General features: G+C 52.5%; 16 protein-coding genes. 6 read left to right on the top strand and 10 right to left on the bottom strand.

Going from position 1 to position 16,891, the window contains the following annotated elements; translation table 11 throughout:
• Positions 1–30: 30 nt before the first annotated feature.
• On the bottom strand, positions 31–1,533 hold the full coding sequence (gene ccoG, locus HCZ99_RS09685; RefSeq protein ID WP_167446709.1) for a cytochrome c oxidase accessory protein CcoG: 1,503 nt from the start codon (positions 1,531–1,533) through the stop codon (positions 31–33).
• Between the two features lie 354 nt (positions 1,534–1,887).
• Between ccoG and HCZ99_RS09680 the strand changes: the two genes are divergently transcribed.
• The 3 genes from HCZ99_RS09680 to HCZ99_RS09670 all read left to right on the top strand — a co-directional run bounded on the left by HCZ99_RS09680 (position 1,888) and on the right by HCZ99_RS09670 (position 6,196).
• Positions 1,888–2,433 (top strand): RNA polymerase sigma factor, encoded by a 546-nt coding sequence (locus tag HCZ99_RS09680; protein WP_167446708.1) that lies wholly within the window; start codon positions 1,888–1,890, stop codon positions 2,431–2,433.
• A 68-nt stretch (positions 2,434–2,501) separates the two neighbouring features.
• Positions 2,502–3,437, top strand: a complete 936-nt coding sequence (locus HCZ99_RS09675) for a FecR family protein (protein ID WP_167446707.1) — start codon at positions 2,502–2,504, stop codon at positions 3,435–3,437.
• A gap of 275 nt (positions 3,438–3,712) precedes the next feature.
• The gene (locus HCZ99_RS09670; RefSeq protein ID WP_167446706.1) at positions 3,713–6,196 is read left to right on the top strand and encodes a TonB-dependent receptor; all 2,484 of its coding nucleotides are present in this window, start codon (positions 3,713–3,715) and stop codon (positions 6,194–6,196) included.
• Positions 6,197–6,308: 112 nt separating this feature from the next.
• Here the strand turns inward: HCZ99_RS09670 and ccoP are convergent, their stop codons facing one another.
• The 4 genes from ccoP to ccoN are packed head-to-tail and all read right to left on the bottom strand — an operon-like array spanning position 6,309 to position 9,572.
• Complete coding sequence (ccoP, locus tag HCZ99_RS09665; protein ID WP_167446705.1) at positions 6,309–7,181, bottom strand: cytochrome-c oxidase, cbb3-type subunit III; 873 nt, start codon at positions 7,179–7,181, stop codon at positions 6,309–6,311.
• A gap of 14 nt (positions 7,182–7,195) precedes the next feature.
• Complete coding sequence (locus HCZ99_RS09660; protein ID WP_167446704.1) at positions 7,196–7,357, bottom strand: cbb3-type cytochrome c oxidase subunit 3; 162 nt, start codon at positions 7,355–7,357, stop codon at positions 7,196–7,198.
• A 12-nt stretch (positions 7,358–7,369) separates the two neighbouring features.
• Positions 7,370–8,101 carry a cytochrome-c oxidase, cbb3-type subunit II gene (ccoO, locus tag HCZ99_RS09655; protein ID WP_167446703.1) on the bottom strand — a complete coding sequence of 244 codons (732 nt, stop codon included), beginning with the start codon at positions 8,099–8,101 and terminating at the stop codon, positions 7,370–7,372.
• A gap of 13 nt (positions 8,102–8,114) precedes the next feature.
• Positions 8,115–9,572, bottom strand: a complete 1,458-nt coding sequence (gene ccoN / locus HCZ99_RS09650) for a cytochrome-c oxidase, cbb3-type subunit I (RefSeq protein WP_167446842.1) — start codon at positions 9,570–9,572, stop codon at positions 8,115–8,117.
• A gap of 418 nt (positions 9,573–9,990) precedes the next feature.
• On the opposite strand from ccoN, the gene HCZ99_RS09645 reads away from it, so the two are divergent.
• The 3 genes from HCZ99_RS09645 to HCZ99_RS09635 all read left to right on the top strand — a co-directional run bounded on the left by HCZ99_RS09645 (position 9,991) and on the right by HCZ99_RS09635 (position 12,985).
• Complete coding sequence (locus tag HCZ99_RS09645; RefSeq protein ID WP_254869534.1) at positions 9,991–10,527, top strand: hypothetical protein; 537 nt, start codon at positions 9,991–9,993, stop codon at positions 10,525–10,527.
• 230 nt (positions 10,528–10,757) lie between these two features.
• Positions 10,758–11,603 (top strand): diaminopimelate epimerase, encoded by an 846-nt coding sequence (dapF, locus tag HCZ99_RS09640; RefSeq protein ID WP_167446702.1) that lies wholly within the window; start codon positions 10,758–10,760, stop codon positions 11,601–11,603.
• A gap of 188 nt (positions 11,604–11,791) precedes the next feature.
• Positions 11,792–12,985, top strand: coding sequence for a phosphoglycerate kinase (locus tag HCZ99_RS09635; protein ID WP_167446701.1), 1,194 nt, complete (start codon positions 11,792–11,794; stop codon positions 12,983–12,985).
• A 90-nt stretch (positions 12,986–13,075) separates the two neighbouring features.
• On the opposite strand, the gene HCZ99_RS09630 is transcribed toward HCZ99_RS09635, so the two are convergent.
• From HCZ99_RS09630 to HCZ99_RS09610, 5 genes are all read right to left on the bottom strand, one after another.
• Entirely contained in the window at positions 13,076–14,071 is a 996-nt protein-coding gene (locus HCZ99_RS09630; protein ID WP_167446700.1) for a phytoene/squalene synthase family protein, read from the bottom strand.
• A 167-nt stretch (positions 14,072–14,238) separates the two neighbouring features.
• Entirely contained in the window at positions 14,239–15,084 is an 846-nt protein-coding gene (locus tag HCZ99_RS09625) for an alpha/beta fold hydrolase (RefSeq protein WP_167446699.1), read from the bottom strand.
• A gap of 27 nt (positions 15,085–15,111) precedes the next feature.
• Positions 15,112–15,918: a methyltransferase domain-containing protein gene (locus tag HCZ99_RS09620; RefSeq protein ID WP_167446698.1), complete on the bottom strand. Its 807-nt coding sequence runs from the start codon at positions 15,916–15,918 to the stop codon at positions 15,112–15,114.
• 76 nt (positions 15,919–15,994) lie between these two features.
• Positions 15,995–16,186: a hypothetical protein gene (locus tag HCZ99_RS09615; protein ID WP_167446697.1), complete on the bottom strand. Its 192-nt coding sequence runs from the start codon at positions 16,184–16,186 to the stop codon at positions 15,995–15,997.
• An 84-nt stretch (positions 16,187–16,270) separates the two neighbouring features.
• Positions 16,271–16,843, bottom strand: a complete 573-nt coding sequence (locus HCZ99_RS09610; RefSeq protein ID WP_167446696.1) for an RNA pyrophosphohydrolase — start codon at positions 16,841–16,843, stop codon at positions 16,271–16,273.
• Between the last annotated feature and the right edge of the window lie 48 nt (positions 16,844–16,891).

Here is a 16,891-nt window from a genome sequence, read left to right as displayed (position 1 = left end):
GTTTCCTGTCGCCAAGATCGAGGTGATGGTTTAGCGCCCGGTCTTGGGACCGGCGAATACTGTATCATAGGTTACGACGTTGGTGTCTTCTTCATCGGTTACCTTGAATTCAAACGGTGTTGCTGCGCCGTCCAGCGTTTTCGGAGATGCGGCAATAAACACCCGGAAACTGCCAACCCGATCCGGAGCAACATCAAGATCGAAACTGCCATCCTGGTTGGGTTCAAGGCCGATAACCTGCATCTGTGTCGGTTCAATCCCGGTTACGGTCAGGCTATAGGTTTTTTCTGCCCGTTCCTTATTGAGGATCTTAAGCGTATATCCATTACGAACGTCGCCATCAGACAGCGGCACGAACAGCGGATTACGATCGCGCAACACGTTCATTTCAAGGACAGAACGGTTGGCCAAACCAAACGTCATGACCGAGGCCACGACCACCAAGATCACAGCATAGAAAATCGTACGTGGACGCACGATGCGGGTGTGCGTTGCTTTGCCTTGGGCACGAAGCTGCGTGTTTTGAATGGAGTCAAAGCGCACCAGATCGCGTGGGAAGCTGACCTTGTCCATCATTTCGTTACACGCATCGATACACAGACCACAGCCGATGCATTCCATCTGCAACCCATTACGAATATCGATCCCGGTTGGGCAGACATTCACGCAGGCATGGCAATCAATGCAGTGACCGACTTCGGGAACTTCGCCGCGCACAAGGTTTTTGCGTTTGATCGGTCCGCGTGGTTCGCCGCGCCAGTCTTCATAGGTGACGATCATGCTTTCATCATCAAGCATGGCCGACTGAAAACGGGGCCACGGGCACATATAGGTGCAAACCTGTTCACGTGCCCAACCCGCCAAAAGATAGGTGGAGAAGGTCAGGAACGCGATGGTGACATACACCGCAAGCGACGCATTGCCGGTAAAGACATCCACAACCACCTGTGGCGCGTCATTGAAATACAGAACAAACGCCCCGCCAGTTGCCATAGCAATGGCGATCCAGGCCAGATGTGTCGCGCCGATTTTCCAGATTTTTTCCAATGTCCATTTGGATTTATCCAGACGCACGCGGGCATTTCGGTCGCCCTGAATGTGACGTTCGACCAGCATGAACAGGTCGGTCCAGACGGTTTGTGGGCAACCATAGCCGCACCAGATGCGGCCAAATAGTGAGGTTGCCAAAAACAACCCGATTGCAGCCAAAATCAAAAGGCCGGTGATGTAATAGACTTCCTGCGGCCAGATTTCGATAAAGAAGAAATAAGCACGGCCCATATCCATATCGATCAAGACCGCTTGGTCCGGCGCACCCGGCCCACGGTCCCAACGCAACCATGGCACAACCCAGTAGATCGCCAGAAGGGTGACCAAGGCAAACCATTTCAGGTTTCTAAACCGCCCCGAAACGCGTTTCGGATAGACCTTGTCGCGCGTTTTATATAACGGCTGATCAATGTCTTCCTCATCATAGGCGTTTTCAGACTGAGAAGCGGTTGTTTTGGGATCGCTATGTTGCAAATTGGACATGCCCATTTTGGCTACCTAGTTGTTGTCCCCATAACAAAAGGCAGCTTTCGCGCGGGTACGAACCAAGCTGCTTATTATGGTGCCTGCCCAGAGTTTCAGCAGGCGTTTTAGGATTATTCAAATCATAACGACAAGATAGCTTGGAACCACGACCGGCAACCATGACACATGTCAATTTTCCGAGTGATCATTGGTCAAAATGGTCACCGTATTGTGGGGGAGGCTGTGTAAGAGGCCCTCAGATGTCTATTTATGATAATGATTATTAATTTCATTGATTTGTTGGGGATGGATTGATAGGAAGTGCTTTCTGTTTTCTCAGATGTTTCCAAATCCAATTCACTGGCTTTTAGAATGCCTATCCCCAAAAAAGTGCATCAGCTTTTTACCAAGCGGCGCAAAGCGCTGGTTGCTCTTGCGTATCAGCGATGTCGTTCATATTCGGATGCTGAGGATTTCGTTCAGGAATGCTTTGCCCGTGCGATGAACGTTCACTGGGATGAGGTGGAAAAGCCAGATGCGATGTTGGCGACGATATTGCTTAACGTGATCCGCGATAGCAAACGGCGCAGCCGCCATTCCGCAGTGGTTTTTATAGATGACTACGCCGATACCATTAAGGCATCGCCAGATTTGACCCCGTCACCAGAACAGCATCTTGTTCACAAAGAAGCATTGTCACAGGCCTTTGATGCGATTGCGACATTGCCCTCAAAGCGCCAACAGATATTTCGTATGCGCCGCATCCAAGGCATGAGCCGCAGTGCGATTGCCAACGCAACGGGAATGACAATCGGGGCGATCGAAAAGCATATCGAGCGCGGCTTACAAGATATTCGGTGGGCGGTTGATAAGAAGGTCAAATCGGCCAAGCGGGCACTAAAGGACAGTGAAACGTAAGCAAACGGTTTACGCGCACGCCATACTTCGCCTAGAAAAAGACAGAACTTCACGCTCGGATTGCACGGATGACGCAACAAGGCCCACGCAAAAGCGATACGGAAATCGCAGCCCTACATTGGTGGCGGATCATGTCAGATGATCAGCTGGCTGCTGATCATTTTGATGGGTTTGCGCAATGGATGGATCAGGACCCAGCGCATAAAGAAGCGTTCGATCAAATCAGCAGTCGTCATCACAAATCCAATAAAAACACCCAGGCAACGCAAACCAAAGCACGGGCATCCCGCCAGACAACGTCACGGTTTGGTTGGGCAAAGGTTTGTTTTGGCGGTGGGGCCGCAGTTGCGGCTGTTGCGTTGGTGTTTTTGACCATCGCGACGTTCATGCCGTCATCCCCAGCGTGGCAAGATATGACGTTGCCGGACGGGTCAGTGGCGCAATTTGCACCGGGCAGCACCTTTGAGGTGGCATATTCAGACAATCAGCGCACTGTTCACTTATCCAATGGCAGCGTCATCATCGATGCCGCCAAAGATCGGGTGCATCCCCTTCGTGTGGTGACGGATCTTGGCATTGTAAGTGTTGTCGGCACGCGGTTTGCCGTTTCTGTCATGGAGACGTCGATGGAAACATCTGTGCAAGAAGGCGTTGTTCGTGTTGATGCCGATATATCGGGTGCCAAATATGTTTTGAAACCCGGCGATCGATTGTGGACCGGAAATGCGGACGGGCAAATTCGCCGCGAAGCCCTGCCGCCGCAGCATGCATTGGAATTGCGCGAAGGCTGGCAAACGTTTTGGCACGCATCGGTCTCTGATGTGTTGGACGCGCTTTCGCGTCATAGCGGACAGCAATTCATTGTTTTGCCGACCGATCATACCAACGCCTTGGTCAGTGGGCGGTTTCAACTGACCGCAGCAGACCAAACCCTGTCGGCATTAAAAATGGTTTCTGGCCTGCATGTGCGCCGCGTAACCGACGTCGTGTCGGTGATTTACTGACCTTGCGCATCAGCAACATTTCAAAGCGTTTTTGGCTTTGACCCGACAGCCGGGTTTTTACGGCATCCTCATTTCAGATTTGTTTTTTTGGCCGCCCATCTGCGCATGTGAGACGGGTTTGTGTGCCTTGTTTTAGGGGAAATATGCTGGCGAGAACATTACCTTAAAATTAATTGCGACTGATTGTCATTTTCTTTGTCGGGCATCGTCGTTCTTTTGCGTCCTTTCCTATCACACCTCTTTTTTGAGCCACCAAGATAGCAAGGACCGCAGATATGACGTTTCCCTCATCGCTGAAAACAGCATTGAAATCATTGCTGTTGATGAGCACGGCTTTGTTCCCCTTAAGCATTGATCCTGCATATGCCCAAGCATCGCCTCAGGCATCTACCCCCACGGATGCAGATGTGAAAATGCAGTTTGATATTAAACGCAGCAACCTTGATGCGGCGATTGTCGGTTTTTCCCGGCAGATCGGCCGTTCTGTCGTCTATAGCGACAATGTCGACGGCACGCGCATGATTGGCCCGGTCAAGGGCGCGTTCCGACTTGAAGAAGCGCTGGCGCAATTGCTGGCAGGGACGGGGCTGTCTTATCGCGTGACGATGGAAAGTATTGTTATTTTCCCGACGGTAACGACCAAGGCATCGTCTACGGGGACGGGCCAACAATTGACGCAAACCGACCCGGTTGTTGTTCTTGCCGAAGAAACAAATCGCGAGAATATTGCATCGTCCTATGTCAGCAGTGAAGTGATCGACCGCATGCAGGCGACGTCCGTACCGGAGCTTTTGGATGATCTTCCGGGGACGGACATGAACGGAACGGCCCGCCCGCAAGGTCAGTCGATTAACATCTGGGGCTTTGCCGATCAGGAAGATATCAAAATCACCCTGGATGGGGCGCGTAAGGATTTTGAGAAATACCGCCAAGGTACGATTTTTATCGAGCCCGAATTGGTCAAGAAGATCACGGTGAACAAGGGATCGTTTTCGCCGCAAACTTATGGGGCCTTTGGTGGTTCGGTTGAACTGGAAACCAAATCAGCATCCGATATGCTGCGCCCCGGCGAGCGTTTTGGTGCCTTTGGTAAATATGGCTATGCAACGAATGGGAATGAAAATACCCAAACCGGTGCCGTCTATGGCCGTGATGATGACACCGGCATTGAGCTTTTGGTGTCGGGCACACGCCGGGACAACAGAAAGTTTCGAACCAGTGATGGGCTGCGGTTGAACCTGTCGTCGGGGACCTTACATAGCGGACACTTCAAAGGCAGCATCGAGCGCGATGATCATTTTCTGGAACTGAGCGGGGCCATTTCGGAAAGCGACCGATTGGCACCTTATGCCGCAAAGCGTGGGCAGATCCTTCCGACGGCGTATCTTATCGGGCGTTATGGGTATGAACGTGCACTCGCCCGTTTGACGGTGGACCGCGAAACAGCCGATCGGTCGTTGGGGGCAAAGTATCGGTATAATCCGTTTAATGACATGGTCGACCTTACCGCCCAATTGAACTGGTCCCGGACCGAGCAACATGATGAACGCGTGGATCAGGACAGAAATGTCAGCCTTAGTCTTGGTGGCAATAAGAGTTGGCTGACCTATGACACCTATCAGGCGGAACTTTCCAACAGGTCGCGGTTCGATGTCTTGGGGCTTCAAAATACGGCGGCATATGGTGTGCAGTTTAGCCGTCAGGATCGTGAAAGCTGGGCATTTGCCAAGGGTTATGTCGGCAAGCCGGAATATAATAATGGCTATCTGCAGCCCTATAACATCCCCGAGGGCCGACAGGATATGTCATCGGTTTGGGGGGAATATACAGTTGATTTTGGAAATGGATTGGAAGTCACGCCCGGCCTGAGATACGATTTCATCAGATCGGTTGGCGTGCCGAATGCGGGCCCCAAATACAACAATCCCAGTCAGGGGCATGATTACAGTGAGGTAACCCATCAGGGCCTTTCACCGTCACTGAACCTGCACTATGAGGTTAATCGCAATTATACTGTGTTTGCCGACTGGGCCTATAAACTGCGCGCCCCGGTGATTGACGAAATTTATACGGTTGGCAGCACGACGTCCACGTCACAGCAGCTTGATGTGGAGCGCGTGAACGCAAAGCGGATCGGGGTGGTCGCGCAGTTTAATAACGTTCTGCAAGGACGCGACGCGATCAAAACCCGCCTGTCTTTGTATCGCAATGACGTCGACAAAAACATTCACACATTGTTTGGCAGCGACAACGTTGCATTGTGGGATGATCCGCGACCGAACTATGCCAACCTTACGGGCTATTACACCAAAGGCCTCGAAGCTGAACTGTATTACGACAGCGGTAATGTGTTTGGCGGGGCGAGTTTTTCGTACATGAAGGGGGAGCATAACGGCTCTTTGCGCAACATTCATGGCGCAGATCAGCCGGTTTATGACGTTTCGCCGATGAAGCTTGTCACCACGCTTGGCTATAAAGTTGCGCAGCACGATATTGCGTTTGGCTGGAAGGGGAAGTTCGTTGGTCGGCAGCACGATGTGCCTGATGACGCGGTGTTCCCATATTCACCTTATCCGACAACAGATGGTTACGCGCTGCATGACCTATTTGTCAGTTGGGAGCCAGATTCGGGCCCGTTTGACGGGATGAAGGCAAACTTTGCGGTTCAGAACGTGTTTGATCGTTATCACGTTCCTTACCTTGGCGTTTTCCCAGGCAAAGGCCGAAACATCAAGTTCTCACTCAGCAAGAAGTTCTAGCAGCTGGCGTTAAATTTTTAGCAGAGCAGAAATAGAAAAACCGGGACCATAAAGGCCCCGGTTTTTTTGATGTTTAAACCATAAAGGTCAGATGTCTAAACCAGCAAGTTGGTTACTGACCACCACCGAGTGAGTGGACATAAACGGTCAGCATTTTGATGGTTTCTTCATCCAGGCGACCTTCCCAAGCTGGCATGACGCCGCCACGTGAATTGGTCACGGTATCGGTCAGGGTTGCCTGATCGCCACCATAAAGCCAGATCGCGTCGGTCAGGTTCGGCGCGCCGAGATCCTGAATGCCTTTGCCATTTTCGCCATGACAAGCAACGCAGTTTTCTTCGAAAACAACAGCGCCGCGTTTGGCTGCATCCGCATCGGTTGCCCGATCGGTGAAGCTCATGACGTACTGGACGACATCATTGATGTCTTCGCGTTCGAGCAACTCGTCACGGCCAAATGCAGGCATGTCATTAAAGCGCGTGTCTTCGTTTGCATCCCAGCGAACACCGACATGAAGCGTTTCGTTGATCGCATCAAGCGAACCGCCCCAAAGCCATGCATCATCCTGAAGCGATGGGAAACCAGGGTTACCTGATCCGCCCGTGCCATGACATGGTGCACAGTTATCGGCGAAGATTGCTTTACCACCGGCCATCGAGAAATTCAGGAGTTCCGGATCGTTAACAATTTCACTGACATCAACTGCTGCCAGACGTTCCATATATGGGGCACGTTCGGCGGCAACTTGGTTCATGGTTTCGTGTAGTTGGGTACGGTTGGTCGTGCCAAACATCCCCTTCAGATAGTCGTTTGCGGTTGGCCAAGATGGGTAAACCACCCAGTAACCAATAGACCAAATGACAGTTACCCAGAAAACGTAAACCCACCAGGATGGAAGGGGCGTATTAAGCTCCTTAATTCCATCCCACTCATGGCCGGTTGTCTCACGCCCGGATACTTGGTCTTTTTCGACGTTTGTCGACATCTCTCTGTCTCCCCTTAATCCTGATCCCGCAGGGGGATCTCGGCGTGCGCTTCCATTTCTTTGTTGCGCTTTTTGCTCGGCCACATGACCCAGGCAATAATCGCGCTAAACAGCAGCATCAGCCACAACCCCCAGAGAGGTCGGAAAAAGTCAGCAAGTTGCGAAAAGAATTCCATGACTTACTTCCCCTAGCGCAGGTTCATCTGCGGGTTGTAGGTGGTGAAGTCGACCATCCGGCCCAAGACCTGCAGATACGCAATCAACGCATCCATTTCGGTCAGTTTTTCCGGATCGCCGTCAAAATCACCTGTCGCCGCATTTGGATAGCGTGCAAGGAAATCGTCGTCATACTCGGCGTCTTCGCTTGCTTGCAGGTAAAGGTCTGCCTTGGCGGCTTCGATCATCTCGTCGGTATAGGGAACCCCAACCATTTTGAGCGTTTCGAGGTGCGCCTGAGCGTCATCAAATTCCAACTCACGTTTTGCAAGGAACGGGTAACCCGGCATGATCGATTCCGGCACGACAGAGCGCGGATCGGTCATATGGGCCACATGCCAAGCGTTGGAATATTTCTTGCCGACACGTGCCAGGTCAGGACCCGTACGTTTTGACCCCCACTGGAACGGATGGTCATACATCGATTCTGCGGCAAGGCTGTAATGGCCATAACGTTCGACCTCGTCACGGAACGGACGGATCTGCTGTGAATGGCAGTTATAGCAGCCTTCGCGGATATAGATGTTACGTCCAGCCTGCTCGAGAGGTGAGTAAGGACGCACCCCTTCGACCTTTTCGATTGTCTGTTCCATCGTAAACAGTGGCACAATTTCAACAATGCCGCCGATGATGATGGTCAGGAAAATGCCAAGGATCAGAACAAAGACGTTCTTTTCAACAATATGGTGTTTCTTAAGAAGCATTTTTCATTCCCCCTTATTCGGCTGCAGCCGTTGCCGGTGTGCCAATCGGAGCTTCGTTACGAAGATCGCCGCGGATCGTTTTGTAAACGTTCCAGACCATCAAGAACGAACCGAGTAAGAACAGCGCGCCACCGGTTGCACGAATGATGTAATAGGGATGCATTGCCTCGACAGTTTCGATGAAGGAATACTGAAGGAAACCAAGTTCATCGTAAGCGCGCCACATCAGACCTTGCATGATCCCCGATACCCACATCGAGGTGATGTAAAGAACGATGCCGATCGTGCCCAACCAGAAGTGATGAGACACAAGACGCATTGAGTAAAGGCGTTCGCGGTTCCACAGGACCGGGATCAAGTGGTAGATCGCGCCGAAGGAAACGAAGGCAACCCAACCAAGTGCACCGGAGTGAACGTGACCAATGGTCCAGTCGGTGTAGTGTGAAAGACCGTTAACCGCTTTGATCGACATAACCGGACCTTCGAAGGTCGACATGCCATAGAAGCCAACAGCTGCCACCATGAACCGCAAGACCGGGTCGGTGCGCAATTTGTCCCAAGCCCCAGAAAGGGTCATCAGGCCGTTGATCATCCCGCCCCAAGACGGCATCCACAACATGATCGAGAAGGTCATGCCAAGGGTCTGTGCCCAGTCAGGAAGAGCGGTGTAGTGCAAGTGGTGCGGACCAGCCCAGATATACAGGAAGATCAGCGCCCAGAAGTGAATGATCGACAGGCGATAGGAATAAACCGGACGCTCGGCACGTTTCGGCACGAAGTAGTACATCATGCCAAGGAAGCCAGCCGTCAGGAAGAAGCCCACTGCGTTATGGCCGTACCACCACTGGGTCAGCGCATCCTGCACGCCAGAGAACATCGAATAGGATTTGGTGCCAAACAGCGAAACCGGGATTGCAAGGTTGTTGCCCAAATGGAGCATCGCAATCGTGACGATGAACGCCAGATAGAACCAGTTTGCCACATAGATATGCGGCTCGCGGCGTTTCAGCAGCGTTCCGACAAACATTGCCAGATAAGCCACCCAAACGACGGTCAGCCAAAGGTCGACAAACCATTCTGGTTCAGCATATTCGCGGCCCTGGGTAACGCCCGTGACATAGCCGATTGCGGCCATGACGATAAAGAGCTGATAGCCCCAGAACACAAATGCCGGAAGCGCCTTACCACCGTAAAGCGGCGTGCGGCAGGTGCGCTGTACCACATAGAAGGATGTCGCCAGAAGCGCGTTACCGCCAAAGGCAAAAATCACTGCGGATGTATGCAACGGGCGCAAACGCCCGAAGTTGAGAAAATCTGTATCAAAGTTGAGGACCGGAAACGCCAATTGCCAAGCGATAACATCGCCCACCAAAAATCCGACTACGCCCCAAAATACGGTCGCAAGTGCGGCCCAGCGCACAACGTCCATATTGTAATTAACAGCAACAGATGATGGTGCTGTCTGTGCCATGCTCCCCTGGCTCATGCTCGACTCCCGTTCAAGGTATTCGGGGGACCGGACAACACGCGGTTGGCCGGTTCCAATCTGTCCCGGTAATGGCAAACCGTTTCCAATAAGCCATTCCCCTGCACCAAAAGCCCCACTCGTGCGATGTTATCCTTTGTCGGATGCATCATTACGGGCGAGGTTTTCTGACATCGTTTGGCAACTATGCGGTTTTGTGGCCGTGATGCCATTGACCTGCATCAAGTTTGGCGCATAAAGCCGCGTTGCCATGCAATCATAAGAAAACAAGACGTCCGTAAAAATAAGACTCTTGGTACTGAGGATGGTTATGCGTGAGCTGCGTTTGAAAGGTGTTGATGCACATCAAGGTTGCCCCGAATTATTTCAGCCATGATCACCGAAATTCCAAAAGGGCAGGGTCATGGCTTCTACATATTTCGCACGACCACTTACATCGCATACCGCCGACATGACATTTCCGCTGGTGCAGATGTTGCAGGCTGATTTGACACTGGAACGGTGGCGTGAATTCGTATCTGAATTTTGCGCATCAACTTCACAGGTTAAACCGGGTGAAGGTTGCGAAGATATTCTTTGGCTGCGTCCGCGCGGCGTTATCGTGGCGGCCAATGAACGTGGCTATATCCATGGTCTGTTTTCATATCAGGTGCGCGACGACATGGCCGATGGCCGTGTTTTGCATCTTGATAATGTGATGGCGGTGGAAATTGTGTCACGGGCATATGTGTTTGATACGCTGCGTGACGCGATGAGCCGACTGGCAACCGATCATGAATGCGCAAACGTGTATGTGTCACTTTCCGAGATGGACCAACGCCAACGCGAATATTTTGGCGCGGCCGGTTTCACCCCGCGGAAAGTACGCTATTGCGCACCGGCGGTGCCGTCCAATCGTTACAAACCGTCCAGTCCGTCCAAGCCTGCGATTCCGATGTAAATCAGCTGTTCGGTTTTACCGGGCAAAGCAGATTGCGGGTATTGTGGTTATGCGGGTTTACGGCCCTTGGCCGGTTTTGGGGCGATTAAAGGTTGGCAGATGACATTGATCAGATCGTTGAAGGGCGGGTACCGTCCTTTGCGATCTGATTTTATTTCTGGACTAAACCTGCGTGATATCTGCCGCATCCGCCTGTGGACGCAAGGGGAAATCACGATTATAAGGCAGGTATGAACGGTATTCCTTTTGTCAAAATGCATGGTCTGGGAAATGATTTCGTTGTCTTTGACGGACGACGCGATCCCGCTGTGCTTGATCTTGATCACGCGACTGCCGCCCGGATTGCCGACCGCAAAACCGGTGTGGGCTGCGACCAATTGATTGTGATTGAACCCGCCCGTGATGAGTTGGCCGATGCGTTTATGCGTATCCGTAACAATGACGGTGGCGAAGTTCAGGCCTGTGGCAATGCAACGCGCTGTGTGGCGAACATCGTCATGGATGAGTTGGGCCGCAAAGACGTCATCATCGAAACTGTGGTTGGGTTGCTTGATGCCAATGGATTGGCAGATGGCCGTGTCACGGTTGATATGGGCCAGGTTCAGCTTGATTGGCGTGATATTCCGCTGGGCAGTGCGGTTGATACCAATCATATCCCGCTGTCCTTGGGGCCGCTTTCGGATCCGGTCGGTATCAATGTTGGTAATCCGCACGCCGTTTTCTTTGTCGATGACGCCGAGGCGGTTGATATCGAAAAGCTCGGACCGGTCCTTGAACATCATGAAATGTTCCCCGAACGCGCCAATATCGAAGTGTGCAGCCTGATTGGTGAAGACAAATTGCGCATGCGTGTTTGGGAGCGCGGCGTCGGTGTGACGCGCGCTTGTGGTACCGGGGCATGTGCCGCCGGTGTTGCCGCCGCACGGCGTGGCCTGACCGGACGGAAAACCGAAATTATTCTTGATGGTGGCAATTTGACCATCGAATGGCTGCCCGATGATCATGTTTTAATGACCGGGCCGGTGGCGACCAGCTTTTCCGGTTTTGTGCATGCGTCCCTTTTGGGGCGGCACTGATCAGAATTTAAAACCGGGCTGACACATTCTGCGCTGCCCGGTTTTCTTTACGCGCAAGGTTCTGTTTGCGCCCCATATGACCGCCGATCCATGATCCGGCAAAACAGGGCGAAACATCAGGATCTGGTGCAATCCATGTCGGGACACCCCCTCCCGTCTTTTGTGAAACTCAAAAGCAGGTTCAGATAATGGCTGACTTCAATACGCTTGACGGTGTCGATGTTACAGGCAAGCGCGTTTTGTTGCGCGCGGATCTTAACGTTCCGATGAAAGACGGTGTTGTCGGTGATACGACTCGTATCGACCGCACCGCACCCGGACTGATTGAATTGGCAGATGCCGGTGCAAAAGTGGTTGTGATCACGCATTTTGGCCGCCCAAAGGGCGAACGTGTGCCGGAAATGTCCCTCAAACCGGTTGCCGACGCCCTTGCCAAGCAGCTTGGCCGTCCGGTGAAATTTGCCGATGATTGCATTGGCGATGCCGCCGCAGGTGTTGTGAACAGCCTTGAAAACGGTGAAATCGCGCTTTTGGAAAACCTGCGTTATCACGCCGAGGAAGAAAAAAACGATCCGGCCTTTGCCGCCGAACTGGCCAAACTTGGCGATATCTACGTCAATGATGCGTTTTCGTGCGCGCACCGTGCCCATGCCTCGACCGAGGGTCTTGCACGGGCATTGCCAGCTTATGCCGGCCGTTTGATGCAGGTCGAGCTTGAAGCACTGGGCAATGCGCTGGAAGCACCGAAACATCCGGTGATGGCGATTGTCGGTGGCGCAAAAATTTCCACCAAACTGGATCTGTTGGGCAATCTGGTTGCCAAGGTCGATCAGTTGGTGATTGGCGGTGGTATGGCCAATACGTTCTTGGCTGCCAAGGGTGTGAATGTTGGCAAATCCCTGTGCGAGCATGATTTGCTGGAAACCGCGCGTGAGATTTTCAAAAAAGCCGAAGCCGCCAATTGCGAGATTGTTTTGCCGGTTGATGGTTTGGTCGCCAAGGAGTTTGCCGCCAATGCGCCCCATGATGTTTCTGACATCAATGATGTCGCCGATGACGGCATGATTTTGGATGCCGGTCCAAAAACCATCGAAGATTTGAATAAACGGCTTCAGTCATGTGAAACGCTGGTGTGGAACGGCCCCCTTGGCGCGTTTGAAATTGAACCGTTTGATACGGCAACCGTTTCGGTCGCACAGCATGCCGCCAAATTGACCCGTGAAGGCAAACTTCTGTCGGTCGCAGGTGGTGGCGATACCGTTGCAGCGCTGCGTCATGCCGAGTCTGATCAGGACTTCTCATATGTTTCGACCGCTGGCGGTGCGTTTCTTGAGTGGCTTGAAGGCAAGGTTCTGCCAGGTGTTGCCGCCCTTCGCGGATAAGGCTTTGGCGGATACGCCCCAAAACAACAAACCCCGCCAATTTGGCGGGGTTTTCTTTTGGCAGGTGGCGGCCGATAGGTGCCGCGGATTTTAATCCTGCGTGTCGTCTTTGACATCCGGCAGGCTTGATTGCGCGGTGATCTGCATGATTTCTTCGCGGTCCGACAAAAACGCGGCATAGCCGTTTTCCATCATCGCCCCGGCCAATTCGATATAGACCGTAAACAGACGCGATAGGGTGTCTGCCTCGTCCGCATCAAGAACCGAAAGCAATTCACCCGATCGGGCTTGGCCGGTTTCAAAATGCTCCCACGCGTGCTCCATCAAGATTGATCCTAAAAGATCAAGGTCCTGATAGCGGCCCTGGCCGATGGCATTGCGAATTTCGCCAATGGTAATATCTGCCGCGATGAGGACTTCGGCCGGGATAGTGACAAGGCGGTCCGGGCCTTTGATATCCTCGGGAAGGTCGCGCAGGATATGAATGATATAGCAAAAAATCGCCATATCACGCGCATGATACAGCGGCGTATTGGTCAAGGGCGAGGTATAGCCGATCTCGTCATCATACCGGGCCGAGAGCAAATAAACGAAGATTGAGGCCGGGGCTGCGGTCGCACCTTCGCAATAGGAAATGAAGTCTTCCCATTCATCCATCGGGTCTTCGGCGACGTCGCGGCGTAGGGCATCTGCCAATTCGATCCACGGATCGGGATCAAGGTCGCTGCGGCCCAATGTTTCACGCAGGGCATCATAGACATCCGAATCCAGCGGCCCGATTTCAGGCAATGGATTTGGCGCGCCGGATTTGGCAGCGATGATTTGTGCCTGCCAGTGATCCAGAGTCGCAAGAACATTTTCTCGGTCCAAGTGACGTTCGGTATCGGGAAGCTCGAGAAAACCGTCATCGACAATATCGTCAATCACCCGCATCGAGGCATAGCTTGCCAAGAAGAACTTTTGACGTTCCGGGCTAAGACGCATGGCTGCGCGGTATAGATTGGCATTCTTGGCCGAAGCAAGCGCATTGCAGGCGTCAAACGGCGCGCCAAGGGTGACGGGTTCTGGCTGGTTCGAAGTGCTCATGCGTGTTTTTCTGTCCCAAGATGATCTGCCTTCAGTCATACAGGACAGACGTGTCGGCGCAAAAGGGTATTTGGGCCAGATAGCCAAAAGCCCAAACCCAAGAAGGGATTAAACCGCCAGGAACCGTGTTTAGGGCTTAACGGTTTTGCAAGATGACGGCGAATGGCTCATTGCGATGAGGCGGTTAAAAACGCCCGGATGGCATTTATCTGGGCCGCGTCATTTAAATGCGGGGCATGCCCGCAATTGGCGACCGGGAAGACGGGCATTTGCGGTTTTCGTTGCTTCATCTTATCGACGATCCTGCGCGGTATCAGGTCTGACTGTTCGCCACTGATCAGCATGACCGGGCAGGGAAGGGCATCAAAAATGTCCCAGGCATCAAATTCATCGATTTGTTCTGCAAAGACCCGCATGACTTCGGGATCGTAATGCATCATGAAATTGCCATTGGGCAGGCGCCGCACAGATCGGGATGCCAAAAATGACCATGTCGCATCATCCTTAACCCCGAAGGACGCATAGATTGTGCGAACGATCTTTTCGACTTCGTCGATGGTTTCAAATTCAGGTGACGCGCCGACATAGGATTTAATGCGTTCGACAGCACTTGGGTCCAGTTCCGGGCCGATATCATTTAAGACCAGTTTTTCAATGCGTCCGGCGACTTCGGCGGTGGCGAACAGGCCAATCAGCCCGCCCATGGATGTCCCAATCCAGTCGCAGGTATCGATCCGAAAATGATCAAGCATTTCAAATATCTGGGCGACGTAAAACGGCACGGTATATTCGCGGTCGGGATCCTTGGCCCAGCTGGAAAAACCCCGTCCGATCATGGATGGGCACAGCACATAATATTGATCGGTGAAATGCGGGGCGACATGATCAAAATCATCGGCCAGTCGCGCAAGCCCGTGGCACATGATCAAGGGACGATTGGCCGGATTGCCCCAGCTTCTGACATGCATTTCATAGCCGCATGCTTTGACGAAATGTTCGCGAAAGTCAGCCATGTCATGCTCCTTATCAGCAGGTTTGGATTATTCCGGGCGTTTGCGCGCGATCATGAAAAGCCGGTTGAACGGAAACAGGGTGCGACCGTCATCACGCGGCGGATAAACCTGCAACAAACGCGTTTTGTATTTTTCGGTAAATTTTGCGCGCGCTTCGTCATCGGGCAGGGCGGCTATGACCGGGCGAAGGGCGGTTGAACTGACCCAATGATACACCGGATCACTGCCCGACAGGACATGGCAATATTGGGTTTGCCACAGATCGATGTCGTCACATGCCGGTGCCATGGCATCAAAATAGTCACCCGGACGCATAATGCGCGCCGCATGCATTGCTTTCGCCACTTCTTTGGGCCAATCAAGGCCGGCTTCGCCCATTAATTGATGGCTTGGCGCCAAGAAATTGTTGGGTACCTGAATGGCAAGCAAGCCACCGGGCCGCACGAAACGAAGAAGACGCGGAAACAGTTTTGAATGATCGGGCACCCAATGAAGGGCGGCGTTGGAAAACAACAGATCGACTTGTTCGTCGGGTTCCCAACTGGCGATATCGTCCGTTTGCCATTCGATGGCCTCGGGGCGTTTTTTCGCCGTTTCAATCATTTCAGCAGATGAATCGACCCCGACAACTTTAACCGGATCGGCCGACGTTCCCGGATAAGCATTCGCAAGAAGCGACGTCACATTGCCTGGGCCACAGCCCAAATCAACGATGTGGCGCGGGGCAAAACCATCGGCTGCCTTGGGCAGGCGGGCAATCAGGTCGATGGCTGGTCGTTGGCGTTCATTGCCAAACAGCCCGTAACGGGTAGGATCCCAATGTGTATTGCTCATAGACTATCCCTAACCCGCATCGACCTTGATTGAAACCTGTTACTTTTGCCGTGATAAAACCGGTTTCGCGGTTTCCTTAGGAGTGATCGGCTGCGTCAATCTGGTCATAGTGGCCTTTGATCAATTGGAACATAAACAAGATTGCACCAATGAACAGGGTCAGGCCGACAAAGTAGGAATATCCATCATGCGAACCCGATGCATAAAACAGTCCCAAAAGACCAACCACGATGGTCAGCACACCAAAGATAATCCGATCCATTCCCATGTTTGAACTCCTTTAAACCACAGCTGTTTGATATTTCATGAAATTGAGCGAAAACCGCGTCGCAATCAACCTGCGACGGTCGTTTTATAATGACTTCATTTCACGGATTCTTTGCGGTACATCACGAAATGCCTCTGCGATTTGCAAATAAACAGGTCGTTTGAACGGCACAATCAGATCGGGCAGGGTGACAAAATCCGTCCAGCGCCACGAATCAAATTCTGGATTGGGCACATCAATTTTGATGTGTTTATCCTTGCCGGTAAAGCGCATGGCGAACCATTTTTGTTTCTGGCCGCGATACTTGCCACCAAAAGCCTTGCCGATCAGGTGATCGGGCAGATCATAGGTCAACCAGTCCGGGGTTTCTGCAACAAGTTCGGCCTTGTTGGTGCCGATTTCTTCTTTGAGTTCGCGCATGGCGGCATCAATGGCGGTTTCATCGTCATCAATGCCCCCTTGTGGCAATTGCCACGCCCCTTCAAAGCCAAGCCGGTTGCCCATCCACACCAGACCATCCGCATTAAACAGCGCAATCCCGACACAGGGGCGGTAAGGCAGGTCTTCGGCCTGAACCTTGGCACTTTTTTTTGCGGAGGGCTCTGTGCCGGTGTCGTTATCGGCGATCAAAGAGGTGGATTTGGTCTTGCGCGCCATGATGGCTCCTGACTTTGGAAGTACCAGATCAGACTGGCACTTTTCCCA

The sequence above is a fragment of the Thalassospira lucentensis genome, assembly GCF_011806425.1.
Classification (GTDB): domain Bacteria; phylum Pseudomonadota; class Alphaproteobacteria; order Rhodospirillales; family Thalassospiraceae; genus Thalassospira; species Thalassospira lucentensis_B.
The sequence above is the reverse complement of the archived record's forward strand: the minus strand, read 5'-3'. Positions and strand labels throughout refer to the sequence as shown.

What these genes read in the sequence shown, in the direction of transcription:
- HCZ99_RS09660 (WP_167446704.1), bottom strand. Translation starts at nt 7,357, where the DNA reads ATGGAATTCTTTTCGCAACTTGCTGACTTTTTCCGACCTCTCTGGGGG.
- HCZ99_RS09630 (WP_167446700.1), bottom strand. Translation starts at nt 14,071, where the DNA reads ATGAGCACTTCGAACCAGCCAGAACCCGTCACCCTTGGCGCGCCGTTT.
- HCZ99_RS09680 (WP_167446708.1), top strand. Translation starts at nt 1,888, where the DNA reads ATGCCTATCCCCAAAAAAGTGCATCAGCTTTTTACCAAGCGGCGCAAA.
- ccoN (WP_167446842.1), bottom strand. Translation starts at nt 9,572, where the DNA reads ATGGCACAGACAGCACCATCATCTGTTGCTGTTAATTACAATATGGAC.
- ccoG (WP_167446709.1), bottom strand. Translation starts at nt 1,533, where the DNA reads ATGTCCAATTTGCAACATAGCGATCCCAAAACAACCGCTTCTCAGTCT.
- ccoO (WP_167446703.1), bottom strand. Translation starts at nt 8,101, where the DNA reads ATGCTTCTTAAGAAACACCATATTGTTGAAAAGAACGTCTTTGTTCTG.
- dapF (WP_167446702.1), top strand. Translation starts at nt 10,758, where the DNA reads ATGAACGGTATTCCTTTTGTCAAAATGCATGGTCTGGGAAATGATTTC.
- HCZ99_RS09615 (WP_167446697.1), bottom strand. Translation starts at nt 16,186, where the DNA reads ATGGGAATGGATCGGATTATCTTTGGTGTGCTGACCATCGTGGTTGGT.
- HCZ99_RS09610 (WP_167446696.1), bottom strand. Translation starts at nt 16,843, where the DNA reads ATGGCGCGCAAGACCAAATCCACCTCTTTGATCGCCGATAACGACACC.
- ccoP (WP_167446705.1), bottom strand. Translation starts at nt 7,181, where the DNA reads ATGTCGACAAACGTCGAAAAAGACCAAGTATCCGGGCGTGAGACAACC.
- HCZ99_RS09620 (WP_167446698.1), bottom strand. Translation starts at nt 15,918, where the DNA reads ATGAGCAATACACATTGGGATCCTACCCGTTACGGGCTGTTTGGCAAT.
- HCZ99_RS09670 (WP_167446706.1), top strand. Translation starts at nt 3,713, where the DNA reads ATGACGTTTCCCTCATCGCTGAAAACAGCATTGAAATCATTGCTGTTG.
- HCZ99_RS09675 (WP_167446707.1), top strand. Translation starts at nt 2,502, where the DNA reads ATGACGCAACAAGGCCCACGCAAAAGCGATACGGAAATCGCAGCCCTA.
- HCZ99_RS09635 (WP_167446701.1), top strand. Translation starts at nt 11,792, where the DNA reads ATGGCTGACTTCAATACGCTTGACGGTGTCGATGTTACAGGCAAGCGC.
- HCZ99_RS09625 (WP_167446699.1), bottom strand. Translation starts at nt 15,084, where the DNA reads ATGGCTGACTTTCGCGAACATTTCGTCAAAGCATGCGGCTATGAAATG.
- HCZ99_RS09645 (WP_254869534.1), top strand. Translation starts at nt 9,991, where the DNA reads ATGGCTTCTACATATTTCGCACGACCACTTACATCGCATACCGCCGAC.